Genomic DNA, 25,487 nt, shown 5'->3' with positions numbered 1-25,487 from the left:
GAACAGAAAAACGAAGGACATTTTGGAAAAATCACGGAGCCGGGATGTATTGTTTTTACCCGGCTGCTTCCCGGTCCGGTTGAACGGATATGGGGCCGTTAATATCATTGTCTGGTCCTTCTATGTAGCCATCGGCAGAAACCAGCATCGATAATATATTTTTTTTTCATAATCAGAACAAAATTAGGTAGATAAGGGTTAAAAGGAAAGGTGTAAATGCGACGTCGTTACAGGCCGGTTGCGACATATATTATATTTGAATAAATAATATACTTTCATGAAACACATAGCTATTCTTGCATTAAAGCAGGTGAATATAGGGAGTCTGGAGAATGCCAGACAGGCTTTTCTCGAGGCCAATGAATGTTTGAAGAGTAGGGGAGAACCTTCTTTGTTCAAGGTAGAAGTGGTTGGGAATGACTCGCCGGTTCAAACATGTGGAGGTTTATATAATATTGATGCCGACAGGCTAATTGATGAAACGGTTAAAGCAGATTTGATAATCATTCCGCCGATACGGGGAGATCTTACCGATGGAGTTCAACAAAACATCGCTTTTGTCCCCTGGATTCGTAACCAATATAATGCAGGAGCTCAGGTTGCCAGTTTGTGCCTGGGAGCTTTTATTCTGGCTGCAACCGGACTTCTGGACAACAAACTGTGTGTAACGCACTGGAAGGCGTCGGAAGAATTTCGTAAGCTGTATACCAAAGTAAAGCTGGTTGACGATCGGGTTTTAACTGACGAGGCGGGAATCTACACCGGGGGAGGAGCCTTTTCATCGGCAAATCTTGTTGTGTATCTTATAGAAAAATACGCTGGCCGGGATGTGGCTATTTATTGTTCCAAAGTTTTTCAGGTTGACTGGGGACGAAGGTCGCAATCCCCGTTTGTTATTTTTACCGGCCAGAAATCGCATGCGGATGAAGAGGTAAAGCAGGCACAGGTTTTAATAGAAAAACGGTACCGGGACCGGTTAAGCGTAAATGAAATTATTGAAAATATTGGTATTGGCCGTCGTACCTTTGAACGTCGTTTTAAAAAAGAGACAGGTAATACAGTAATGGAATATATTCAGCGGGTGAAAGTGGAGGCTGCCAAACGCGAGCTGGAGAAGGGCTACAAAACGGTGAACGAAGTAATGTTTGAGGTGGGGTACCTTGACAATAAAGCCTTTCGAAGCGTTTTCCGGAAATATTCCGGGATGTCGCCGTCCGATTACCGGATGAAATATTTTAATGAAGCGGTTTAATCCGGACTTAATCGCTACACTTCAATGCAGTAAGATCTTATCACTTTTATTTTGGCATTTTTAGAGCTGTTGTTAAAAAGGTAAACATCGCAAAATGCATATTTCTTTCCGTTTTTCATACGCATCATACCATTGGCAGAAGCAGCTTTTCCGTGGGTAATAATGTTTTCGATTTTTAGTTCCGCTACCTGCATCTCCGTCAGGGTTTCCAACTCACCTCTAACATTTTCGATACCCACCAGTTGTTTCCCTCCCACGCTTTCCCAAACTATGTCATTGGTGACGTGCGAAAGAATATTTTCTGCATCACCCCGTGCAAATGAAATGTTTAATTCTTTTAGCATCAATCTTCGGGGAGAATTGCCGCAATCCTCTTCTACAAAAATTTTGGGTTCCATTTTACTCTTTTATTTTTTTTTCGAATGTTAACATCCATCGTACACAAAACCGGTCGATAACCATGGCAAACAGGGCTCCCCAGAATTGTTCCTGAAGGATTTTTCCCTTTTTAGATAACTGCTTATACAGGTGGTTGATTTCCTTTTCGGAAGAACAGTTCAGGTTAATCTCAACCGAGTTGCCCGGCTTCAATTCTCTCACTCCGCACATATCGGAAGCCATAATATAAAAATTGCCATTATAGAATACTTTTGGGTATAAAAATGAAATGACTCAAATTTAAACAGGTATATCCGGAATGAAAAGATGCAATTGCGACAATGTACAAGGGAATTTGCGACAATGCGTTGGTTAAAAGGGAGGTGGATTAGAATTTTGAATGCCTGATTTCAACTTCTTTTCCCAAAAAAACGGCAAACTGCCGCGCAGCCTCCTGGGTTTGTTCTTTTATATTGTGGTCCGGTTTTTTGAAAAATGTAGTTTCGATAATTACTTTGGATGGTTGTACGGTCCTTTTCCAAATGCCAGCTACCTCTCCATTCACCAGGATAACCGGACGGAAAATGCCATTGTTTGAAATAGCCTTACGTTGATTGGTCTCCTTAATAGATGCACTTCTGTCTTTATAGCTGATAAGAAACTCGTCGTATGCCGGATTGAGGAAAACTGTGCTTTTTTCTTTTTTAAAGGATAGGTTTTCACTCAACAAAAAAGTTTGTGAACCGATTGTCTCGGAAATAAATTCTTTTCTGATTATCTCCAGGGCATTTCGGGCATCTTTTACCGGTAAGCCCGACCACCAAATAAAATCTTCGATTGTTGCCGGGCCGTGGCTGGAAAAATATGTCCGGGCCAATTTCCCCAATGCTTCTTCTCTGCTAAACGTTTTCATTTGCCGGAAACGTTCGTCTATGAGTATGTAAGTGTGATGTTTTTTTTGGGAAGGGCCACTGCCAATAATACCGTCCAATTCTGCCCTTAAGAACAGGTGGGCTGCCCGGTTATCTTCATTTCGGAACCCGGCGTTCTCAAGTTCTTTTACCAGTTCTTTGCGGGTAAGTGGCTGCCCGTTTGAAAAGCAATCCCGGATTATTCTGTTGCTTTTGGCTATTATTTTATCGGTTAGTCCCAGTTGCTTGTGCCTCGACTGCATTGAAGATTTGATGTGGGGTGCAGTTAGTTCAAGCATCCATCGGAGATCATCGGCAGCTACAAAGTGCCATGTGGGGCGTAACAGGTGAGTCCGGATAATATCACCATCTTCAATCGCCCGTTCGATTGTATTTACTGTAGCCCCGGGGAGCCGCATTCCGATGGCCCATTTTACCATTTCGTAATCCTGCGCTTGCATCGCGCCCATCCAACCAACCAATTTTTTTGGGGATGAAATGTGACTGCCTGTAATCTGTTGGTTTCTCAAACGGATTTTTGGAATGTCAGTGTGGTTCATCGTTTACGGGATGTAATTTGGTTTATTCATTTTGTAAAAGTATATGATATTTTTTATGCACCCATTTAAGCTTTACAACAAATTGCCTTTGCCTGTGTTTTTTTGAAAAAAAGATCTGGGATGTCCAATCTCAAGGTGAGCCCGAATATACTTTAGAAGAAAAAATCCAAAAAAAAGGCAGCTTCTACAAGCTGCCTCAAAGCCATGAAAACAATTAAACAATGTTCAGAAAACAGAAAACTAGAAACAATTAAATCGTCATAATATCTTTTTCTTTGGCTACTACCAAAGTTTCTACTTTTTGTCCAAAATCATCCGTCAGTTTTTGCACCTCGTCTTCAGCATCTTTTTCCACATCCTCTGACAATCCGTTTTTTAGCAATTTTTTCAGCCCTTCGTTTGCCTCCTTGCGGGCGGTGCGTATACTAACCTTTGCAGTTTCTCCTTCCTGCCCGGCCTGTTTAACCAAATTTCTTCTTCTTTCTTCAGTTAATGCCGGAATATTTATACGGATAATTTCTCCGTTATTTTCAGGATTAAAACCTAAATTGGCTGCTAATATAGTTTTTTCTATAACAGGAATCAAATTTTTTTCCCAGGGTTGAATGGCAATGGTACGGGCATCGGGTGTACTTACATTGGAAACCTGGGTGAGAGGAGTAAGGGAACCGTAGTATTCTACCTGAATCCCATCAAGCATCGAAGGTGATGCTTTGCCGGCCCTGATATGCAACAACTCTTTTTCGAGGTGCTTAATGGCCGCATCCATTTTTTCTTTACAATGTTCTATGATAAAATCTACTTCTTCTTGCATTGGTCAAGCACTGATTTCAACCGTTGATCGAATAGCAAATATAGAAAAAATATATTTACACGAAAATTTTTTGGATAAATCTTATTTGGATGTAGCGTGTAGATCCGGTACTTGTAATCTGAATATTGACAGTCATTCGCTATTCCCGATTTGTAGTTCGTTCCTTTTTTTCCAGAACGAAGAAATTATATTGAATTGTTTGCCCACTATAGTATCCAGTGAACTTTTTTTGCAAATGAAGTAGCAAACTGCTTGTTAATTAGAACTCTGTCCTGAAATCAAACTTTTCCTGCAAATTTGTTGGGGTATTTTGTAATTACGGTTTGTCTGGGAAGATTAATAGATTGTTTTAGTTTGAAAATCATGAGGTTAATCTTGGCTGCTCCACTGCATAGGAGTGTAGAATAGAAATATTTTAAAGCATAAAAAAAGGCACCTAACTAGGTGCCTTTTTTACTTGGAGTGAAACTTTTTAGTTTAAATTCATTTCAACCTGCCCTGCCGTTTCTGTTTCCAGAACATCATAAGACCGGGCAAAATCCAGAATTCGCTGGATGGTTCTCGCAGAAGGTGAAAATTCCGCACTTTTCATTTTCTCTGAATAACTGTCAGAATTCATTGCGGAAAAATCCGGTTCGCACTCTGACTGGTAATTAATTTTTTTAACAACAAATAACAAGGTAGATTTTTTTTTCATAGGCATTCTTTGTAATAGTATTTACACAATGAACGCCCCTTCCCTTTTAAATATTGTGTTAATAAAAGTTAAATGCGGGTCAGTATCAGATTTTTCTGGCGAATGAGTTTTCGGAGGTTAATCAGCGCATAGCGCATACGCCCCAAAGCGGTGTTAATACTTACATCTGTTTGATCTGCAATTTCTTTGAAACTGAGTCCCATGTAATGGCGCATGTATATCACCTGCTGCTGATCTTCCGGAAGCTCATTTATTAGCTCCTTCACTTCACTCAGAATTTGATTGTTTACCATTTCATCTTCGATGGTGTCTTCCGAAAACTTCTGGGAGTTGAAAATATCCATTTCGAGGCTATCGTTTGAAACGGTTCCCTGGAGTTTTTCCTTTCTGAAATGATCGATAATCAAGTTGTGGGCAATTCGAAGTACCCAGGAAACAAACTTTCCGTTTTCTACATACCTCCCTCGTTTCAGGGAACGAATCACTTTAATGAACGTTTCCTGAAAAATATCTTCAGCCAGTTCCTGATTTTTTACGATCAACAAAATGTAGGAATAGACCCTGCTTTTGTGACGATGAATTAAAATTTCAAGTGAATTTTGATCGCCTTCTATAAAACGTTGAACGAGCTCATTGTCGTTCAGTGCATTTGTCCTGAACATTACCTTCTATTTAATTGTAAACAAAAAGTAAATTTTTCCGATAGGCGACTATTTTAAATTGAAGTAAAACTATTTAATTAATTTTGTACGGGTAAAAATGAGACTTTTTGCTGAAATAAACAAGTATTTTAATGAATTTATAAGAATTCCGTTCCGTCCATGTCATTAAAAAAAGCAGAAAAATGCATCGAAATACAACACGCCAGGGTTCATAATTTAAAAAACATTAGTTTAAAAATACCTCTGAACCAATTTACTGTTGTTACCGGGGTTTCGGGCTCCGGAAAGTCGTCGCTGGCTTTTGATACACTTTTTGCAGAAGGCCAGCGAAGATATGTTGAAAGCCTTTCGTCTTATGCCCGTCAGTTTTTGGGGCGTATAAACAAACCTGAAGTTGATTTTATTAAAGGGATTCCGCCCGCAATTGCCATTGAGCAGAAGGTGAATACACGCAATCCCCGCTCTACGGTGGGAACTTCTACCGAAATTTATGATTATCTGAAACTGTTATTTGCCCGCGTGGGAAAAACAATCTCGCCGGTGTCGGGAAAAGAAGTGATCCGCCATACTGTTACCGATGTGGTCAATTTTATTTTTTCCTTTCCTGAAAATACCCGGATAATGATTCTTTCGCCTCTGCGACCCAAAAATGGCCGGTCTGTTCTTCAGGAGGCCGAACTGTTGATGCAGCAGGGTTTTTCCAGAATTGAAGTGGAAGAGGAAGTAAAACGTATTGATGAATTGCTGAAAGCAGCTAATGAAGATTTTTGCAATGGAGAATGTAATGTCATCATTGACCGGATAGTGGTTCAGCCCGATGAGGATACTCAAAGCCGTGTGGCTGATTCGGTACAGACTGCTTTTTATGAAGGACATGGGGAATGCGTTTTAAAAATTTACAGTGGGGAAGAAACCATTGTACGTAGTTTTTCAAACCGGTTTGAAGCCGACGGAATAGAGTTTGAAGAACCTACTGTCCACACATTCAGTTTTAATAACCCGGTGGGAGCGTGCCCTACCTGCGAAGGGTATGGGAAAGTAATTGGGATTGACGAAGATTTGGTTATCCCGAACAAATCACTTTCTGTTTATCAGGATGCTATTGTGTGCTGGCGGGGCGAAAAAATGAGCAAGTGGAAAGACAGTCTCATCTATTCTGCCGACCAGTTTAATTTTCCTATTCACAAACCTTTTTACGAACTTTCTGAAGAGCAGAAATCACTGCTTTGGACCGGAAATCGTCACTTCAAGGGACTGGACCGGTTTTTTAAATATTTGGAGAAGAAAAGTTACAAAATTCAATATAGGGTAATGCTTTCGCGTTACCGGGGAAAAACAACCTGCCCGGAATGTAAAGGTACCCGGCTGAAAAAGGAGGCAGGCTACGTAAAAGTAGAGGGCCGTTCGTTACAGGAATTGGTTCTGATGCCGGTTTCAGATCTGAAGATATTTTTTGATAAGCTACAACTGAGTTCCCATGACAAGGAAATTGCAAACCGTATTTTAATTGAAATTAAAAACCGGCTGTCATTTCTTTGCGACGTGGGGTTGGGATACCTTACTGTTAACAGGTTATCGTCCTCGCTTTCCGGAGGTGAATCACAGCGTATTAATCTGGCTACCTCGTTGGGCAGTAGTCTTGTGGGCTCTCTATACATTCTCGATGAGCCCAGCATCGGGCTTCATTCGCGTGATACACAACGATTAATTGGCGTGTTGCGAAGGTTGCAACGAATAGGTAACACTGTTTTTGTAGTGGAGCACGACGAAGAAATTATTCGTGCGGCTGATCAAATAATTGATATTGGTCCGTTTGCAGGCCAACATGGGGGTGAGGTGGTTTTTCAGGGCACCCATGAAGAGCTTGCAGAAAAGCCCGATAGCCTTACAACAAAATACCTCACAGGAATCGAAAAAATTGAATTGCCTGTTCAGCGGCGCAAATGGAGCAATTTTATTGAACTTATCGGGGCCCGCGAAAATAATCTGAAAAATGTACATGTAAAATTTCCGCTGAATACACTCACGGTGGTTACCGGGGTGAGCGGTTCGGGTAAATCGTCGCTGGTATCAAAGATATTTTTCCCGGCACTTACCAAAATACTCGGAGGCTACGGCGAACGCACCGGGCAACATGATGCGTTGAAAGGTGATTTTAAGATGGTTTCGGCAGTAGAATTTATCGATCAAAATCCCATTGGTAAATCGTCACGCTCAAACCCTGTCACTTATCTGAAAGCTTATGATGAAATCCGCAAACTTTTTGCTGATCAGCAGTCGGCAAAGGTTCAGGGACTTAAGCCTTCTCATTTTTCGTTTAATGTGGATGGAGGACGCTGCGACGAGTGCCAGGGAGAAGGAACCATTAAAGTGGAGATGCAGTTTTTGGCTGATGTGTTTCTTGTTTGTGAAAGCTGTGGAGGAAAACGTTTTAAAGAAGATATTTTGGATGTGCAGTATATGGGGAAAAATATTGATGACATTCTGAACCTTACTGTCAATCAGGCAATAGAATTGTTTTCTTCCGGGAAATCATCTACCGAGAAAAAAATTGTAAAGCGGTTGCAGCCACTCATAGATGTGGGATTGGGCTATATTAAACTGGGACAGTCTTCCAGTACCCTTTCAGGGGGCGAAAGCCAGCGGGTGAAACTGGCATCATTTCTTGCCAGGGAAAAAGATGCCCCCACGCTATTCATTTTTGATGAACCAACCACCGGCCTCCACTTTCATGATATTCGTAAACTGCTTACTTCGTTTAATGCACTCATTTCGCGGGGGCACTCTATTGTTGTTATTGAACACAACCTGGAAGTTATCAAATCAGCCGATTGGATAATTGATCTGGGACCGGAGGGAGGAGATAAAGGCGGACAGCTTGTTTTTGCAGGTACGCCGGAAGAACTGGTAAAACAGGAAAACTCTTACACCGGAATGGCTCTAAGAGATAAAATACCTTTGGTCGTTTAACAATCAGCGTCTCTTGGCCGTTTACCCATTTTGGTTATTTTTGCTTTGTCCCGTTTTTCGGGACATTTTTTTAGCCTGATTTTTCGGGATCAAAGGCTGTATTTATTGTATTCTGAAGAGTAATGAAAAGACGGGATGTCCCGGGTGGTAAAAAAGTGAACATGTTAACTGTTAGAAGTAATACCTGATTTGAAATGAAAAATATTCCGGATCAAAAAAATAGTGCAAAGCGGCCTTTCTTTCTAAGGATGCTCGATTATGTAGAAATTATTGGAAATAAACTTCCTCATCCGGTTACGCTTTTTGCCGGGCTTGCGTTGATGGTAGTTCTTATTTCATGGATTGGCTACCTGACCGGCACCTCCGCTCAGCACCCGGTTGACGGCGAAATGATTTATGCCAAAAGTTTGTTGAGCGGCGAAGGTGTTCGCTGGATGTATGAAAACATTCTGCACAACTTTTTGAAATTTCCACCGCTTGGTTATGTGCTGGTAGTAATGGTGGGTATTGGCGCAGCGGAAGGTTCCGGTTTATTTTCTACCATGATAAGGGCACTGGTATTGGGAGCGCCGAAACGTTTAATTACCGCCGCCATTGTATTGGCGGGGGTAGTTTCGGGGTTGGCTGTGGAGGCCGGATATGTAATTCTTATTCCATTGGGAGCTATGATTTTTCATGCTTTGGGAAGGCATCCCATGGCAGGGCTTGCGGCTGCCTTTACCGGAGTGAGCGGTGGGTTTGGCGCCAACTTTTTCATTGGCTCCGTCGATCCTATTCTTTCCGGGATTTCAGAATCGGCAGCACAGATGATTATTCCCGACATCGTGGTGAACCCTGCGGTGAACTATTATTTTATGATCGCTTCCAGTTTTGTGGTACTCCTTGCAGGTACCTGGGTTACCGAAAAAATTGTGGAACCCCGGTTGGGGGCATACAAAGGAACGGCTGAAAGAATGCCCATTGAACAAATGACGCTGAAAGAAAAAAAGGGATTGCGCAATGCAGGCTGGGCTCTGTTGGTAACCCTGGCCATTTTAGCCATTACAGTCATTCCTGAGAATGGTTTATTCCGTGACCCGGAAAGTGGCTCGGTGTTACATTCGCCATTTTTTAGGGGAATTATCATCGGTATTCTGCTGATGTTCTTTTTCCCTGCCCTTGCTTACGGAATTACAGTGGGTACTATTCGCAACGACAAAGACCTTGTTCGCCATATCGGTAAATCCATGAGTACGATGGGTGGGTATATTGTGTTGGTGTTTTTTGCCGCCCAGTTTGTTTATTTCTTCAATTACAGCAACCTGGGAATTATTTTTGCCATAAAAGGAGCCAATACGCTGCAAAGTATCGGACTGACCGGTATTCCGCTGATTGTAGGGTTTGTTATTCTTTCGGCTTTTATCAATATGTTTATGGGAAGTGCTTCGGCAAAATGGGCTATCATGGCACCGGTTTTTGTTCCGATGCTTATGCTAATCGATCCGCCTTATCATCCGGGACTTACGCAGGCGGCTTTTCGCATTGGAGATTCGCTTACGAACCTGATTACCCCGATGATGAGCTATTTTGCCCTGATTGTAACATTTGCTGAGAAGTATGACAGGCGCTACGGCATTGGAACCATCATTTCAACCATGCTTCCCTATACCATTATTTTGGGAATAGCATGGATTGCCCTTTTGGTTGTTTGGATGCTGCTTGGAGTACCACTGGGGCCGGACGGACCATTGTATATTGGTTAGGTGGTTGCAGGTTTTCAACGAATCAATTCGTTTTAATTACATTTAGCTCCGTCAGCCTGCGCCATTCTCTGACTAACAAAAATGCAACGGCCAGGGCCGACATGGTATCGGCAAGCGGATAGGCCAGCCAGATTCCGGAAATTCCCCAGAATTCCGGCAAAATAAAAAGCAAAGGAATAAGTCCGATCACTTGCCGGAACAGCGTGGCGAACATGGCGATTTTGGCCTTCCCAACGGCCTGAAAAAAGTTTCCGGCCACTATTTGGAACCCAACAATCGGTAATGCCAGAATGACCAGACGCAACCCATAGGTTGTAATGTTGTATAGTTCTATGCTGTCGGTATTGAAGAGGCGCACAATAACTCCCGGGATGGCTTCTATAAAAGTGAATGCTGCTATCGCAATTATGGTTGCGGCAATCAGGGAGAGGCGCAATGCTTCCTTTACGCGGGGGATTGATTTGGCTCCGTAATTAAACCCGATAATGGGCTGTGATGCCATGTTAATGGCCACAATGGCCATAACAACCAATGAAACAACGGAATTGACAATTCCCATGGCTCCTACCGCCAGATCTCCGCCATACTCAATCAGCTTTTTATTCAGTAACCCCTGCACAACGCTGTTGGCAATCTGCATGGAAAATGGCGCCATACCAATGGCAATAATCTCAAATAGAATTCCTTTGTTTATTCGTATGTTTTTATTTCTGAGTTTAATAACTGAACGATTTCCATAAAAGTGTATCAGCACCCATACCATCAGTACGAACATGGAAATAACAGTTGCGTATGCGGCTCCCTTAACCCCCATGTCGAGCCAAAAAATAAAAATAGGATCGAGTACGATGTTGGTTCCGGCGCTCAGGATCATCGACATCATTGCAATGCGGGCATTACCTTCGGAACGGATTACATTGTTCAGGGAAAAACCTACAACCATAAAAGCAGTGCCTGCAAGAATAATATTGAGGTAATCGTTGGCATACTGAAAAGTTTCTTCCGTAGAACCAAATGAACGCAGAATGGGTACTTTCAGGAGATATGTTACAACCATAATAATGACTGAAACGAGCAACATCAGGGCGAAGCCGGTACCCAGTGTTTGTTCGGCACGCTCCATATTTTTTTCCCCCAGGTTGAGGGACACATAAACCCCGGTGCCTATCCCGATAAGCATCCCAAATCCCATCATAATCAACATTACCGGGAAAATAACGGAAATGCCGGATAGTGCTTCTGCGCTAACTCCCTGCCCGATAAAAATACGATCTACAATGTTATAGAGCGCATTTACAAATACACCTACAAATGCCGGGACAAAGTACTTTAACATCAACCGCGCAATATTGGAATCCTTTAGTTCTTCAATATTTCCCATGTGTTGCAAAGGTAACTATTATAAGCCAAATTTGTCGTTTTGGGGTATTCTGCCCGGCCGGGAAAAATCATTAATTTTGTCTTGTCAAAATTAATTTTTTATGCAAAGCAACAAACCGGATAAAAACATCAAGGCAAAGCTGTTTTCAGCCGATACAGCTACTGTGGTTTCTGCCCTGAATAGTTTAAAGGAAGAGGGAAATGTCAGTTATCTTCCTATTCTTTTCGATTTACTGAATTCAAATCCGGAAACGGAGATTGAAAAGGAGATTATTTACATTCTTAGTAACCTGAAGATAAAAGAGGCCGCGCCTGTTATGGTGGAAGCGCTTCAGGCGCCCGGATATGACTCTATCCGCAAAAAACTGACAACTGCCTGCTGGCAAAACGGATTGGATTACAAGGAATTCTTTCCGGTGTTTGTGGATCTTGTTATTCAGGAGGACTGGGAGACGGGCTTCGAGGCATTTACTGTAATCGAAAACATGGAAACTTTTCCCGGCCGGGAGGTTTTGGACCCGGTAGTGGATGAAATCCATAAAGCATTAAAAGATGCCGGGGAGCAAAAGAGGTATTTTTTACACGAAATACTTGTCCTAATCCGTTAAATTGACAGAGAACGGGATTCAATTTTGAAAAAACGATTACAAATAGGCTGGTTGGTTGTCTTCTTTTTGATTTGCCATTTTGGTGAAGCACAAACGGGGCATGAATTCCTTCCTTTTTCAAATAAACTTCTTTTAAACCCATCATACGCTGGCTTTGATAAAAATACCAGTGTGTGGAGCGGGCTGCAGCTTTCCCGGCTACCGGAAAATAGGTTAAATCATGTTTTTTCGCTGACATATGACAAGTGGTCGGATAAATTGAAAGCAGGTACTGCTTTCTATTTTTATCAGGGGCTGGCCGGCGATGTAAATACCAATACCATCGGAGCAGGGTTTTCTTTTTCTAAACCCGTTAAATCGTTTGGCGAAGGGCAATTTATTCCCTCTGTAAATTTGAATGTGTACACGGCAGCCAAACAATGGTTTGTACATTTTGTAGATGGGATGCTTGATAAAGAGATTGAGCCGCCCAGTCCTCCGGGCGAAGAATTTCTGAGGTACAACCTTTTTCGTCCACGTCTGGGCATTTTGTGGAGTTCACCCGATCTGGAGACAGGTATTTCAGCATCCTATACGTTGAGACAGAAACTGGCATTCGAAGAAGAACTGCCGGAAGAAACCCCGCTTCACCTGTTGTTTCACTTAGCTCCTAAAATGAGAGGCAAACGAAATGGGCTGACTTCGAAACCTTACAAAATTGCCCCGGAACTGATCATTCTTTATTCTGAAGGTCTTTTCCTTTCAAGGGCAGGATTTCAAGCCGAACATACAGACCGTGTGTTCGGACTGTTTGTTCAAAATAATTATTCAGACAATGTTCACGGAATGGCAGGAATGTGGGGATGGAGATTTGACCATTTTCGTATCAACATTGCAGCAGGCAGTGCTTATTCCATTCCGTTCCAAAAGATGGCTTTTTGGGGGGAAGTAAGTCTCGGTCTTATCGTCCCCTATATCGATTTTAATAAAAAATCTCCCTGGGCCTCTCCAAAAAAGTTGCACTGATTTTATAGTGGAATGTTGTTTCCATACCATTATTGAGCAAACGTTTTAAGAGTTTTATTTTGAGGTAAAGTCAATAGAAGTATTTCCGCGATAAATTTTTATCCCGAAATCTTAGACTTGCGAATGAAACCTTTCATTCTGAAAACTATTCCCACCGGAATACAGGCTATTTCGATTTTGACTTTTCTTTTTTGCTTTCTTCCATTTGCCAGGGAACCACAAATCGTTCATGAGACAGGCGGTACTTAACACTTTTGTGGTAGTACACCTGGAAGGGCGCATAGTTTTCATATTCGTTTCTATATCTCAGTGTTGTATTCATAACACCTCTTCTTACGAAAAGAAGGGGTGTTATGTTTGGATTTTTCCCTTTGTTTTTACTTCCCTTTACCAGAAAAATATTTCATAAACTGGGAACGCTCATATACCATCGGATTGGGGATTTTTTTGTATGAAAGTCTGCCGCGGAAATCTTCAATTCGTTTAAAATTCCACTTCTTCATAAACGATTCTATTTCGGAAAGCATTTCAGGAACCACGCTGTTGCCGTTTACATACAGCGTAGAACATAACTGGGTAGCTTTTGCCCCTGCCAGCAGTTGTTTTACTACGGCTTCGCCATTGTGTATCCCGGTGGAAGCGGCAATGTCAATATCCGAAACTTCGGAAGAAACAAGGCCTACCCAACGCAGGGTATGTCGAATTTCAACCGGCGAGCTGAAAATTTCAGAGGAAGTAAGTTCGAGCTTATTCAGGTCGATGTCAGGCTCATAAAAACGGTTAAACATGACAACTCCTTTGGCGCCGTAAGCTTTCAGCTTATCAACCATCCCTACAATGTTGCTGTGGTACAAGCCTATTTTAACTGAGACCGGGATAGAAATTTCTTTTTTTACTTTTTCAAGAACGTCAAGATAGAGCTGTTCAATAACACCTGGTTTTTCTTTTCTGTCTACCGGAACGTAAAAGATGTTTAGCTCAAGCGCGTCGGCGCCGGCTTCCTGAAAATCTTTGGCAAAGGTAGTCCACTCACTGGCAGAAACGCAGTTTACACTGGCAATAACCGGAATATCCACTGCTTTTTTTACCTCCTCAATTAATTTGATATGGTTGGTTACCGTGTTGTCGCGCAGGTAATTCCGGATGTAATCCTCGGCTTCGGGATAGCCGGTGTTTTGTGAATCCTGAAGCAGGATGCTGGTTATTTCATTGTTAATCTGTTCTTCAAATACCGACTTCAGCACGACTGCGCCAATACCGGCCTGTTCCAGCTTTTTGATTTTTTCCACCGAACCGGTGAGTCCCGAACTTGCTGCTACCAGCGGATTTTTCAGATTTAATCCCAGATATGTGGTTTCTAAACTTGCCATACTTTCAGTTTAAAGTTAAACGTTGAGTGTTTAAAGTTACCGGTTTTTTTCCAGACGACTGCATTCTAAAGTTACCTTGAATTTTTTATTAACCTGCCTGGATTTTATGTCGTCTTTATTTGTCTTGCACCAAAAATGATACTGCCAATGCGTACAATGGTGCTACCTTCTTCTACTGCAACGGAATAATCGTCAGACATTCCCATTGAGATCTCTTTAAATTGCGGTTCGTTGGGGAAGTAATTGTTTTTTAGTTTTTCAAAAATCGATTTCAGAGATTTGAATTCATTCCGTACCTGCTGTTCATCGTCAGTGAAAGTAGCCATCCCCATCACTCCGGCAATGGTGATATTTTTCATGGTGGCGAAAGTTTCCGATTCCAGCATTTCCCGGGCCTCCTCTTCTGAAAATCCGAATTTGGTGGATTCCTGCGCAATATGGAACTGCAGCAGGCAGGGAATGACACGGTTGTTTTTCCGGGCTTCCTTATTCACTGCTTTCAGGATTTTAAATGAATCAATGCCGTGAATCATATTCACAAACGGAGCGATGTATTTTGTTTTGTTGGATTGCAAATGACCAATAAAGTGCCATTCAATATCTTTGGGAAGCACTTCATGTTTTTGGGTCAGTTCCTGTGCTTTGTTTTCCCCGAAAATTTTATGTCCTGTTTGATATGCATCCTGGATTACCTCAATCGGTTTGGTTTTTGAAACCGCCACCAGTTTCACCCCGGCAGGCAACGTTTTTTTTATTTCGGAAATATTTTCCCCAATATCCATTTTAAGCAGTTTTGTGTCAAAAGTATAAATAATGGTGGTATTTAAAGAGGATTAGGGTCACCTAATTCAGGTTTCCCCTGCGAGCAGGGGAAACTTTTACCGCCATCTTATTTTATTAGTTCGACACTTCGTTTTACGAATTTATCCAAATCGGCTCCTTTAAGCATGCCGTTTGCCAGCAATGCCAAATCTACCAATTGCTTGGCTAGCTTGTTCTTCTTGCCGAAATCAGTCAGTTTTTCACGTTTGGCCTCTTCCAGTTTTGCCAGTTCGTTATTCAGACTATCCATTTTTTCCTTGTCGGCCTGTGGCACTTCCTCCTCTTTTTTGCCCTCTTTGGCTTTTTCAAGCTCGCCTATTTCTGCTTTTTGTGTATTAATATCAGCCACCAGTTTTTCCAGTGTTTTGCCCAACTTTTTGTCTTTCGCTTCCACTACTTTTTTTACCAGTGGGTGGGCGGTGTTTACAACCAGGTTCAGGTTATCGGGCATGTCGCCGTAAAAGTTCATGCCACCCTGAGCAGCGCTCATGTCTTTCATTCGGCGCATAAATTCACTGCGGGTAATTACCATCGGGCTGGCCTGTTCCCCCATATCCTGAAAGTCTACAATAAATGTGTGGGTGTTATTTTGCGGACAAACAGCCTGGAATATTGGCGAAAGCTCCTGTTTCTGCTCCCAGGAAAGTTCTTCTTTGGTTGAGTCCTCTTTTTTTATCAGGTTTTCAACCACATCAGAATCCACCCGTACAAATTGTTTGTCGGAGTGTTTTTGTTCAAAACGGCTAATGAGGTGGGGTGCCAGCACATCGTCAAGCACCAGCACATCGTATCCTTTGCTGCGCGCTTCTTCCACAAAGGTGTACTGTTCTTCCTTATGGGTGGTATAAAGGTGAATCAGGTTTTTATCTTTATCTGTCTGGCTGTCTTTAATCAGTTTTTCATATTCTTCAAAAGTGAAATATTTGTCTTCGGCATTTTTGAAGAGGAAAAACTTCATGGCACGGTCATAAAATTTCTCATCTGAGAGCATTCCGTATTCGATAAAGATTTTCAGGTCGTCCCATTTCTTTTCGAATTCATCTCGTGTATCCTTGAAAATTTCCGCCAGCCGGTCGGCTACTTTTTTCGAAATATGGCTGCTGATTTTCTTTACGTTAGAATCGCTTTGCAGGTAAGAGCGTGACACGTTCAGCGGGATATCCGGAGAATCGATAACGCCGTGCAACAACGTCAGAAATTCAGGGACAATTCCTTCTACCGAATCGGTTACAAATACCTGGTTGCAATACAACTGAATTTTGTTCTTCTGTACTTCAAAATTGTTCTTGATTTTCGGGAAGTAAAGAATACCGGTAAGGTTGAAGGGGTAATCCACATTCAGATGAATATTAAACAGCGGTTCGTCGGCCATGGGATAGAGGCGGCGATAAAAACTTTTGTAGTCTTCCTCTTTCAGGTCGGCCGGCATTTTTGTCCAGGTGGGGTCTGTGTCGTTCACCTGGTTGTCTTCGTCGGTGTCCACCTGATTGCCATCCTTCCACTCTTTTTTCTTTCCAAAAAGAACAGGAACCGGTAAAAACTTGCAGTATTTTTCAAGAATTTCAGCTGTTCTGCTTTCATCCAGAAACTCTTCCGAATCATTGTTGATGTGCATCACAATGTCGGTGCCTACCTTTTCTTTTTCAATTTCTTCAATATGGTATTCGGGTGTTCCGTCGCAACTCCATTTTACGGCCTTTGCATCTTCCTTGTGCGATTTGGTAACGATTTCCACCTTTTCGGAAACCATGAACGAACTGTAAAAACCAAGTCCGAAATGACCAATAATCGCGTTGGCATCATTTTTATATTTTTCCAGAAACTCATTGGCGCCCGAAAAAGCTATCTGGTTGATGTACTTTTCAATCTCTTCGGCTGTCATCCCGATTCCGTTGTCGGAAACCGTGATGGTTTTAGCTTCTTTGTCAAGTTTAACCTGCACCTTCAGGTCAGTAATATCGCCATTATACTCTCCTTTCGATGCCAGGGTTTTTAGTTTTTGTGTGGCATCTACTGCATTCGAAATAATCTCACGGAGGAAAATGTCGTGATCGGAATAAAGAAACTTTTTAATAATGGGGAACAGATTTTCACTGGTTACGCCAATTTTTCCTGTTTGCATATTTTTTATGTTTTAATTATTATTTTTTTGATGTTTGCACCCAAAAATCAAACCTTGTGCCAGTCATGTATTCTGCCGATTTGTCACAAAAAATGTTACATTTTGCAGCCAATTTTGGTTTGCTTTTTTTTAAAGGAAGGCGTAATTTGCTGTGGTTCGTCATATTATGCTATTCTGAAAGTGGCTTATTTTGCACGTAAATATTTTTGAATGGCCTTTTATGAGTAATCTGGAAAAGTATTTTAACAGATTCAGAAAAAATATTGTAGGGATCGATCAGGAATTTGAATCGGCCTATGGAAGGCAGAAAGTTGTTTATGCCGACTGGATTGCCAGTGGTCGTTTGTACCGGCCCATTGAAGAAAAAATTACGAACGGTTTCGGCCCCTTTGTGGGAAATACACATACTGAAACCAGTGAAACCGGCCTGCTGATGACACAGGCTTATCACCGCTCACATGAGATTATTAAAAGACATGTAAATGCCGGCTCCGGGGATATTATTATAACGGCCGGGTTTGGAATGACGGCGGTGATTAATAAATTTCAGCGTATCCTGGGATTGAAATACTGCGGGAAACTGAACCATTCCAGGTGCCTCGAAGAGCGTGAACGCCCGGTGGTTTTTATTACCCACATGGAGCACCATTCCAACCAGACTTCCTGGTACGAAACCAGTGCCGAAGTGGTGATTGTGGAACCGGGAAATGGGCTGCTGGTTGATCCTGAAAACCTGCGTAAGGCTTTGGAAAAATACAAGGAACGATCGTTTAAAATAGGCTCTTTTACCGCATGCTCCAATGTTACCGGGGTGCGGACTCCCTACAAAGAACTGGCCCGTATTATGCACGAATACGGCGGAGTTTGTTTTATCGACTTTGCCGCTTCTGCGCCCTACGAAAAGGTAGATATGCATCCTGAAAATCCACTGGAAAAGCTGGATGCCGTGATGTTTTCACCGCATAAGTTTTTGGGAGGCCCCGGCTCTCCGGGAGTATTGGTTTTCGATGCATCTATGTATAAAAACCAGGCGCCTGACAATCCGGGTGGAGGTACGGTTGACTGGACCAATCCCTGGGGAAAGTACAAATATGTGGACGATATTGAAGCCCGTGAAGATGGCGGTACCCCGGGTTTTCTGCAATCGGTTAAGGCTGCCCTGGCATTTCAGCTGAAAGATGAAATGGAGGTAGAAAAAATGACGGAGCGCGAGAAAGAACTGCTGAAGCTGGCATTTGCAGGGCTGGATGAAATTCCGGGCTTAAAAATTCTGGCTGATAATGTACGCGATCGTTTGGGGGTCATTTCGTTTTATATCGAAGGAATTCATTACAACCAGGTAGTGCAGATTTTAAATGACAGGTATGGGATTCAAACCCGTGGAGGATGTGCCTGTGCCGGTACATACGGGCATTTTTTACTGGAGGTGACCCACGAGAAGTCGCAGGAAATCAGCGAAAAAATTAGTCATGGTGACTTGTCGGAAAAGCCAGGATGGGTGCGTTGGTCGTTGCATCCTACCATGCTGGATGCGGAAGTGGATTTAATGATTTTTGCGCTGAAGGATATTGTAAAGAATAGCAGGAAATATCAGGCAGACTACATTTACGATAACCGCAAAAATATTTTCCGGCACAAAAATGGCCCGGATAATGAAGAATTGATGCAAAAGTGGTTTTCTTTGAAAGAAACAGGAGTACATGAAAAAGTATAAAACCGGTTTGGTTCTGAGTGGAGGTGGAACACGCGGATTTGCCCATCTGGGGGTAATTGCGGCACTTTATGAAAAAGGCATTCAGCCTGATGTGATTGCAGGAACTAGTGTTGGCGCATTGGTGGGGGCTTTTGTAGCTGCCGGAAAATCTCCCGAAGAGATCATAAAAATTTTTAACAAAGGGTGGTTGTTTAAATATACCAACCTTCACCTTCCGGTAGATGGCCTGCTTAAACTGAATGGGTTGGAGGAGGTCATTCAAAAAGAAATTTCATATAAAAATATTGAAGATTTACCCCTCCCTTTTTTTGTTGCCGTTTCGAACCTGAATAAAGGAGCGGTGGAATATAAAAGCAGTGGCCCGCTTGGTAAGACGGTGCTTGCCTCGTCTTCCATCCCTATACTGTTTTCGCCGGTGGAAATAGACGGGCAACTATATGTAGACGGCGGACTGCTCGATAATATTCCGGTGAAGCCTGTGAAAAACAAGTGCGAACAGATTGTGGCTGTAAACATCAGCCCGATTAATCCTCGCGAAAAGTTTAAGAACCTGATTCAGATTGCAATCCGTACTTTTTATATGAGTGTAAATGCCAACCTGAATGAGGTGAAGAAATATGCTGCGGTTTATGTGGAACCGGAAGATATTGATACCTACGATATTCTTAGCATGAGTCATGCCGAAGAGTTGTACGAGCTGGGCTACAATTCGTTAAAAAACTTGGAGCTACCGCAGTGACTTACGATCACTGCAGCAACTTTAAAGCATTGTCAGTTTGCCATAAATTCCGTGACTTTTTGGATTTTATCTGTTTCTTTATGGAAATAGATTTTAATTCCCGATGCGGAAAGATATTCTGTGAGATCGGGTAAATCGTAATACAACAAACTACCGGGAACAACATCAAAGGCTTCTGCCGGATTGTAAAATTCATTGGTTACAAGGTTGAAGGCAGCTCCCGGAAAATCAATAAAAGCTGCTTTCCCGAAAGAACTGTTCAGTACCGCAAAATGCAAAAAAGCGGATGCCGATGCTCCCTGTACCATTGCACATTTTTTAACCTGCTGAAATTGTTCTTCGTTCTGAATAAATTGATTCAGCAAACCGATGGCCTCAGCCTGAATTCCGGGAATACTTTTCCCCACAAGATGAGCGCCGAATGTGTAATTGAAAGGAACTCCCTTGATGACTCCATCGCCGGAAAATGACGGATCGTGGAGTTCGCCGGTTCCGGGTAAATCAGCACAAACAACGGTGTGTCCTGCATTCAGTATTTCCTGCAGAAGCGGTTCGTTCAAAAGTTTTTCTTTCCCTTCCGGATAAAACCAGGCAACCACATTCCCCGTAGTGGATTTTTCTTTTTGTATCACATACACCGGGAGTGCAAAATCTTTCCGGTTGTTTTCCAGAAAATATTTTTTCACTTCCATGCCATCTGCTGAAAACTTTCCTGTATAAACAGCAGCAGTCAGATTTCTGTCAAAAGTGATTCCGGCCGTTTGGGCCACTTTTTTAGGTAAGCCGTTTTCAGGAACCTCTTTCCCCGGAAAATATTTTTGATTCAGGTCAAACACCGTTTTGCAGTCGTACGAAGTACCAATTTGTCCGGTGGGGGAAACCCAAAGATCTTCCGCCGGGAATGGTGTAGTTTCAACGTCAGTTGGATCGCCGGGTAAGTCAAGGTGTTTTTGGAAAAATGCGTAAAGTGTTTCCCTGTTGTTTTTGGTCGATTCATGAACCCCGAAGTCTTCCGTCATTTGGATGTTTCCGGGTTGTCCGCAGGCAGCATACGAACGCTGCACTTCGGCAAACGTTTCACGTGCTCCCTGGATGCTGAAAAAATCGTGGGTTGTGGTAATTATCAGGCTCGGTTTTGGCGCATGAATATGCAGGTAGTCCGGGTGGTCAAATCCATTGGCAATCGCGTTAAACGGATTTTGCTCTGCATCCTGCGGACCGATGGATTGCAACAATCTTGTAAAATTGGTGATGTAACATTCGGGAGCAGCCGCAAAAATACGCTCGTCACTGGCGGCAATCTGGGCTGTTTGGGTTCCTCCGCCAGATCTTCCGGTTATCCCGATACGTTTCATATCTACTTCGGGGCGGGTTTCCAGGTAGTCAAGCAGGCGGACTCCGTCCCAAATAAAATAATCCGTTAACGAAGTGCCTGTCAGCAAGGTTTGTATTCCGGCATAGGAATGTTCGCCTGTTGGTCCCCCGATTTTAGACTTTCCGGTTTCCGGATCAGGGTACTGCAATCGTTCGCCTTGTCCGATAGGGTCGAAAGCCAAAACGACAAAACCCTTTTTTACAAGGTTTTGAATCACATGTTGGTAGACTTCGACCCGAAATCCCAGGTCGGAATGGCCACAGGCATAAATTACCGCCGGAGCCGGTTTTTGTCTTTCTTTGGGAAGGAAGAGTCCGGCTGTTACATAAAATCCGGGGTGCGACTCAAAGAGTATCTTTTCAACGGTAAATGTTTCACGTTCTAATGTGCCGGTGGTTTTTGCATTTAAAGGCGTTTTCTCAAACTTTGCCAAAGAGTTACACAACGCTGCTTTTACCTTTTGCCGGTGGTTGTTCCAGTCAGCTTCTGTTTTTAACCGCGAAATCCCTTCCGACCGTTCCTCCAGTAACTTAAATGCTTCGTCGGTAATAATCCGGTAGAGGGCACGGTGATTGTCCTTGTAAGTGATCCACTGCTTTTCAGCGCCATTGGTGGTATAAAAAACCGAGGTGGCGGGGGCTTGGGCATTAGTCGATTGCACAAACAGCAAAAGGGGGATAGCAATAAGAAATAAATGCCTGTTCATAGTAATATTGTTTTTAATTGATTTGTTTTTCGTATTTCAAAAATTTTTGAGAGCCATTCTTCTGGTCGTTTTTATTTTTCACTGTATTATCTTTGAAAAGAGCTATTCAGGATTATTCAACCGTTTCCAGAATATCTGTCAAATGTTTCCAGAATTTTTCAGTAGATTTTATATCTAACCGTTCATCCGGCGAATGGGCTCCTTTGATGGTGGGGCCGAAGGAAACCATGTCGAGACGCGGGTATTTTTCAAGAAAAAGGCCACACTCCAGGCCGGCATGGATGGAACGCACAACAGGTTCATTCCCGAATAATTTTTTGTAGGACGCCACGGTGGTATCCAGAATTTTTGAGTCAGGGTTGGGTGTCCAGCCTGGATAGCCATCGGAGTGGATCACATTGGCGCCTGCCAACTCAAACACCGAACGCACCATTTCGGCAGCATAATATTTCCGGCTTTCCAATTCGCTGCGTTGGCTGGTGGTTATCAGAATGCCCTCTTCTTCTACCACCTTTACCGATGCCAGGTTTGTGGAGGTTTCCACCATGCCTTCCATCCGGGCGCTCATCTCAAGTACACCGTGCGGACAGGCATACAGCGCATGTAGCAGGTTCTCCTGTAATTCAGACATAATAACCATTTTGGGCAGTACTGCTTCATCAATACCAAGCTTCAGGTTGGGCTCGTTTCTTTCAAATTCAAATTTGACCTGAGAGGTAAACTTTTCAAAAGCATTCAGCAGATTTTCTCTTTGATTCTCCGGGAAAACAACAATGGCAAAGGCCTCGCGTGCAATAGCATTGCGCAGGTTTCCACCGTCTAGCATGGCTATTCTTGCAGAAAAGTCATGCGAAGCTTTCCACAGGAAACGGGTCATAATTTTGATCGCATTTCCCCGGTTTTTATGGATGTCGTCCCCTGAGTGCCCGCCCAGTAGTCCGGATACTGAAAGTTTCAGGGAGGCAGAACCCTGGGGTATTTCTTCCATTGAGAGAGGAAAGGTAACCAACGTGTCTATTCCTCCGGCACATCCGATGAAAATTTCTCCTTCGTCTTCCGAATCAAGGTTCAGCAAAACCGAACCCGACATAAATTCAGGCTGGAGCGCAAAAGCTCCGCCAAGCCCGGTTTCTTCGTCAACCGTAATCAGGCATTCAATGGGGCCGTGTTTGAGCTCATCGGAAGTAAGCACTGCCATTTGCGCGGCAATGCCAATCCCACAGTCAGCCCCTAATGTGGTGCCATCAGCTTTCACCCATTCGTCTGCAATTACAGGCTGAATGGGATCGTGATCAAAATCAAATACCTTATCACTGTTTTTTTCGCACACCATGTCCATGTGGGTTTGCAGAATAACCGTGGGAGCATCCTCTCTCCCCGGAGTGGCAGGCTTCGAAATCAGGACGTTGCCTGCCTTGTCGGTTTTTGCCTGCAATTTATGCTCCGCCGCAAAATCAAGCAAAAACTTTCTGATTTTTTCTTCCTTCTTTGAGGGCCTCGGAACCTGGCAAATAGCTTCAAAATAATTGAAAAGAGGCTGTGGTTTTAACTGCTCCAATGTGCTCATTTTCTTCTCTACATTTATTGTTGCCTGTAAAGATGGCAAAAACAATTGAATGAAAAGGCTTTTATAAAAAGTTAGCCCGTTTCAGGAAATGAATCAGAATTGTATAAAAACAGAAAAAAATGTATCTTGGATTCAACTTTTTGACCTGTGTTCTCCTACCTTTAAGTCTTAAGAAATGAATGAACCAATAATAATCGGCCTTATCCAGAATATTGCAGTGTTGATGGCCTTTGCCATGCTTTACGAAAATTTCTGGCTGAAAAATGAGAAACCCAGAAGTTTGCCGGCAAAATTGTTTACAGGGATAATACTTGGTGGAATTGGAATCGTACTAATGTTTACTCCCTGGACATTAATGCCTGGCCTGGTTTTCGATACCCGTTCGGTAATGCTTTCTGTTTCAGGTGTGTTTTTTGGAGTAATCCCTACAGTTATAGCGATGGTTTTTACTATGGTTGCGCGGTTTTTTATGGACGGTGAAGGAATGTGGATGGGGATGGCTGTTATCTTGGTTTCGGGTACAATCGGGTTATTATGGGCAGAACTCAGAAAGAACAAGCAGCCTAAATATATGGCGATAGAATTTTTAGCGCTTGGGCTGGTTGTGCATATTATGATGTTGGCAACAACGGTATTTTTACCTTCCGAAAGGATAATGCCTACCTTGAAAACGATTGTACTGCCTGTTTTTTTTATTTATACTCCCGGAACGATGCTACTCGGTTTGTTGCTGGCCGGACAAAAGCGGAATTTTCAAAACTTGTGGGAGAAAGAGAAACTTTATGAAAGCGAGCGAAAACTGAGCACGGATTTAATTAAAAAGCAGAAAGAGTTACAGGAGCAGGTAGAAAAGTATTCCCGGCTAAACCATGAATTTCAGGAGCAAAATATTGAATTACAGCAAGCGAAGGAAAAGGCCGAAGAGAGTGACCATCTGAAATCGGCGTTTTTGGCCAACCTGTCGCATGAAATTCGTACCCCGATGAATGCAATTATGGGGTTTACCGAGCTGCTTACCCAGGATGAACTAACAACAGAAGAGCGGGAAGAATTCATTGACATAGTAAGGGAAAGCGGGTTTTACCTTCTTTCCATCATAAACGATATTGTTGAAATTTCGCATATCGATGTCGGTCAAATCGAACTGAAGGAATCGGAAATAGACCTGCAGGATTTTTTAACGCATTTGTATCAAACTTATGCCGTTTCCCCCACTAAAGAGAAGGAGGTAAAGTTTAGTCTTGAAATGCCGGAACCCCCCCCTAAAGGCAAGATGATTACCGATGAGGTGAAACTCCGTCAAATCCTGATAAACCTGTTGAACAATGCAATAAAATCTACTCCTCAGGGGCAGATTAGTTTTGGTTATCAAATGGAAAAGGCGGATAAAATATCCTTTTTTGTAAAAGACTCCGGTGTTGGTATTTCCCCGGATAATCATCAGTTAATATTTGAACGGTTTCGGCAGATAGAAACGGACTTGTCAAAAAGGGCATCCGGCTCAGGCCTCGGTCTTTCCATTACAAAAGCATACGTTGAACTTATGGGCGGAACGATTGAGGTTGATTCCGAAATCGGGAAGGGATCAACTTTTACAGTCACGCTGCCTTTTGTTGAATCCAGCGAACAAGTAACACCCCAGGGAAAAAGTTTGTCTGCTGATTTAGAAAAGTCAAAAGACAGTAAGCTTATTTTGGTCGCTGAAGATGAAGATATAAACTGGTTTTTCATTTCTAAGGTACTTTCAAAAGGAAACTACAAATTAATCCGTGCTGTTAATGGAAAAGAAGCCGTTGAGTACTGCAAGAAAAATCCTGATATTTCCCTGGTACTTATGGATATAAAAATGCCGGAAATGAATGGTTTTGAAGCCCTGGAAGAAATTCGGAAAATAAAACCAAAGCTACCGGTAATTGGTCAAACGGCTTATGCATTACCCGGTGATGTGGAGCAGCTTAAAGCGGTGTTCGACGATTATATTACCAAACCCATTGATCGCAAATTACTCATCGAAAAGATAGAAGAAAACCTATGAGCCTGATTTTGCAAGTATGCTGTCTGTTCTGGTTGGTATATTAGTATTTTAAATGAAT

At 42.6% G+C, this 25,487-nt stretch carries 21 protein-coding genes; 8 read left to right on the top strand and 13 right to left on the bottom strand.

The annotated features are described in order from the left end of the window. Positions 1–277: 277 nt before the first annotated feature. Complete coding sequence (locus D1164_RS06315) at positions 278–1,252, top strand: GlxA family transcriptional regulator (RefSeq protein ID WP_119349114.1); 975 nt, start codon at positions 278–280, stop codon at positions 1,250–1,252. Positions 1,253–1,266: 14 nt separating this feature from the next. Here the strand turns inward: D1164_RS06315 and D1164_RS06310 are convergent, their stop codons facing one another. From D1164_RS06310 to D1164_RS06285, 6 genes are all read right to left on the bottom strand, one after another. Then, positions 1,267–1,650, bottom strand: a complete 384-nt coding sequence (locus tag D1164_RS06310) for a nuclear transport factor 2 family protein (protein ID WP_119349113.1) — start codon at positions 1,648–1,650, stop codon at positions 1,267–1,269. A gap of 1 nt (position 1,651) precedes the next feature. Then, positions 1,652–1,873: a VOC family protein gene (locus tag D1164_RS06305; RefSeq protein WP_119349112.1), complete on the bottom strand. Its 222-nt coding sequence runs from the start codon at positions 1,871–1,873 to the stop codon at positions 1,652–1,654. A gap of 145 nt (positions 1,874–2,018) precedes the next feature. Further along, complete coding sequence (locus D1164_RS06300; protein ID WP_119349111.1) at positions 2,019–3,101, bottom strand: winged helix DNA-binding domain-containing protein; 1,083 nt, start codon at positions 3,099–3,101, stop codon at positions 2,019–2,021. A 250-nt stretch (positions 3,102–3,351) separates the two neighbouring features. Further along, on the bottom strand, positions 3,352–3,915 hold the full coding sequence (frr, locus tag D1164_RS06295) for a ribosome recycling factor (protein ID WP_119349110.1): 564 nt from the start codon (positions 3,913–3,915) through the stop codon (positions 3,352–3,354). 472 nt (positions 3,916–4,387) lie between these two features. Next, on the bottom strand, positions 4,388–4,612 hold the full coding sequence (locus D1164_RS06290) for a hypothetical protein (protein WP_119349109.1): 225 nt from the start codon (positions 4,610–4,612) through the stop codon (positions 4,388–4,390). A 68-nt stretch (positions 4,613–4,680) separates the two neighbouring features. Beyond that, the gene (locus D1164_RS06285) at positions 4,681–5,274 is read right to left on the bottom strand and encodes an RNA polymerase sigma factor (RefSeq protein WP_119349108.1); all 594 of its coding nucleotides are present in this window, start codon (positions 5,272–5,274) and stop codon (positions 4,681–4,683) included. 159 nt (positions 5,275–5,433) lie between these two features. On the opposite strand from D1164_RS06285, the gene uvrA reads away from it, so the two are divergent. After that, positions 5,434–8,244, top strand: a complete 2,811-nt coding sequence (uvrA, locus tag D1164_RS06280; protein ID WP_119349107.1) for an excinuclease ABC subunit UvrA — start codon at positions 5,434–5,436, stop codon at positions 8,242–8,244. Between the two features lie 194 nt (positions 8,245–8,438). Next, positions 8,439–9,986, top strand: a complete 1,548-nt coding sequence (locus D1164_RS06275) for an AbgT family transporter (protein ID WP_172594361.1) — start codon at positions 8,439–8,441, stop codon at positions 9,984–9,986. A 22-nt stretch (positions 9,987–10,008) separates the two neighbouring features. Here D1164_RS06275 and D1164_RS06270 read toward each other — a convergent pair whose 3' ends face one another. Beyond that, a complete protein-coding gene (locus D1164_RS06270; protein WP_119349106.1) occupies positions 10,009–11,367 on the bottom strand; it encodes an MATE family efflux transporter in 1,359 nt (452 codons plus the stop codon). A 100-nt stretch (positions 11,368–11,467) separates the two neighbouring features. Here D1164_RS06270 and D1164_RS06265 point away from each other — a divergent pair, with 100 nt between their 5' ends. Both D1164_RS06265 and D1164_RS06260 read left to right on the top strand, forming a co-directional pair. Beyond that, positions 11,468–11,974, top strand: a complete 507-nt coding sequence (locus D1164_RS06265; protein WP_119349105.1) for a HEAT repeat domain-containing protein — start codon at positions 11,468–11,470, stop codon at positions 11,972–11,974. A 24-nt stretch (positions 11,975–11,998) separates the two neighbouring features. Continuing rightward, on the top strand, positions 11,999–12,979 hold the full coding sequence (locus tag D1164_RS06260; protein ID WP_172594360.1) for a type IX secretion system membrane protein PorP/SprF: 981 nt from the start codon (positions 11,999–12,001) through the stop codon (positions 12,977–12,979). A 166-nt stretch (positions 12,980–13,145) separates the two neighbouring features. Here D1164_RS06260 and D1164_RS23745 read toward each other — a convergent pair whose 3' ends face one another. The 4 genes from D1164_RS23745 to htpG all read right to left on the bottom strand — a co-directional run bounded on the left by D1164_RS23745 (position 13,146) and on the right by htpG (position 17,293). Continuing rightward, the gene (locus D1164_RS23745) at positions 13,146–13,301 is read right to left on the bottom strand and encodes a hypothetical protein (protein ID WP_172594359.1); all 156 of its coding nucleotides are present in this window, start codon (positions 13,299–13,301) and stop codon (positions 13,146–13,148) included. Between the two features lie 55 nt (positions 13,302–13,356). After that, positions 13,357–14,349, bottom strand: coding sequence for a dihydroorotate dehydrogenase-like protein (locus tag D1164_RS06255; protein ID WP_119349103.1), 993 nt, complete (start codon positions 14,347–14,349; stop codon positions 13,357–13,359). A 104-nt stretch (positions 14,350–14,453) separates the two neighbouring features. Beyond that, a complete protein-coding gene (locus D1164_RS06250; RefSeq protein ID WP_119349102.1) occupies positions 14,454–15,131 on the bottom strand; it encodes a YggS family pyridoxal phosphate-dependent enzyme in 678 nt (225 codons plus the stop codon). 107 nt (positions 15,132–15,238) lie between these two features. Continuing rightward, entirely contained in the window at positions 15,239–17,293 is a 2,055-nt protein-coding gene (gene htpG, locus D1164_RS06245; RefSeq protein ID WP_119349101.1) for a molecular chaperone HtpG, read from the bottom strand. A gap of 220 nt (positions 17,294–17,513) precedes the next feature. On the opposite strand from htpG, the gene D1164_RS06235 reads away from it, so the two are divergent. Together D1164_RS06235 and D1164_RS06230 are read left to right on the top strand one after the other, a co-directional pair. Continuing rightward, complete coding sequence (locus D1164_RS06235; RefSeq protein ID WP_119349099.1) at positions 17,514–19,007, top strand: aminotransferase class V-fold PLP-dependent enzyme; 1,494 nt, start codon at positions 17,514–17,516, stop codon at positions 19,005–19,007. Beyond that, on the top strand, positions 18,994–19,746 hold the full coding sequence (locus D1164_RS06230) for a patatin-like phospholipase family protein (RefSeq protein WP_119349098.1): 753 nt from the start codon (positions 18,994–18,996) through the stop codon (positions 19,744–19,746). Before D1164_RS06235 ends, D1164_RS06230 begins: the two co-directional genes overlap by 14 nt. Positions 19,747–19,778: 32 nt before the next feature. On the opposite strand, the gene D1164_RS06225 is transcribed toward D1164_RS06230, so the two are convergent. After that, a complete protein-coding gene (locus D1164_RS06225; protein WP_119349097.1) occupies positions 19,779–21,827 on the bottom strand; it encodes an alpha/beta hydrolase family protein in 2,049 nt (682 codons plus the stop codon). 112 nt (positions 21,828–21,939) lie between these two features. Beyond that, positions 21,940–23,394, bottom strand: coding sequence for an aminoacyl-histidine dipeptidase (locus tag D1164_RS06220; RefSeq protein WP_119349359.1), 1,455 nt, complete (start codon positions 23,392–23,394; stop codon positions 21,940–21,942). A gap of 175 nt (positions 23,395–23,569) precedes the next feature. Here D1164_RS06220 and D1164_RS06215 point away from each other — a divergent pair, with 175 nt between their 5' ends. Beyond that, on the top strand, positions 23,570–25,429 hold the full coding sequence (locus D1164_RS06215; protein WP_119349096.1) for an ATP-binding protein: 1,860 nt from the start codon (positions 23,570–23,572) through the stop codon (positions 25,427–25,429). Positions 25,430–25,487: the final 58 nt, after the last annotated feature.

This window comes from Mariniphaga sediminis, assembly GCF_003573545.1.
Classification (GTDB): domain Bacteria; phylum Bacteroidota; class Bacteroidia; order Bacteroidales; family Prolixibacteraceae; genus Mariniphaga; species Mariniphaga sediminis.
This window is presented reverse-complemented; position numbering and strand designations above follow the sequence as displayed.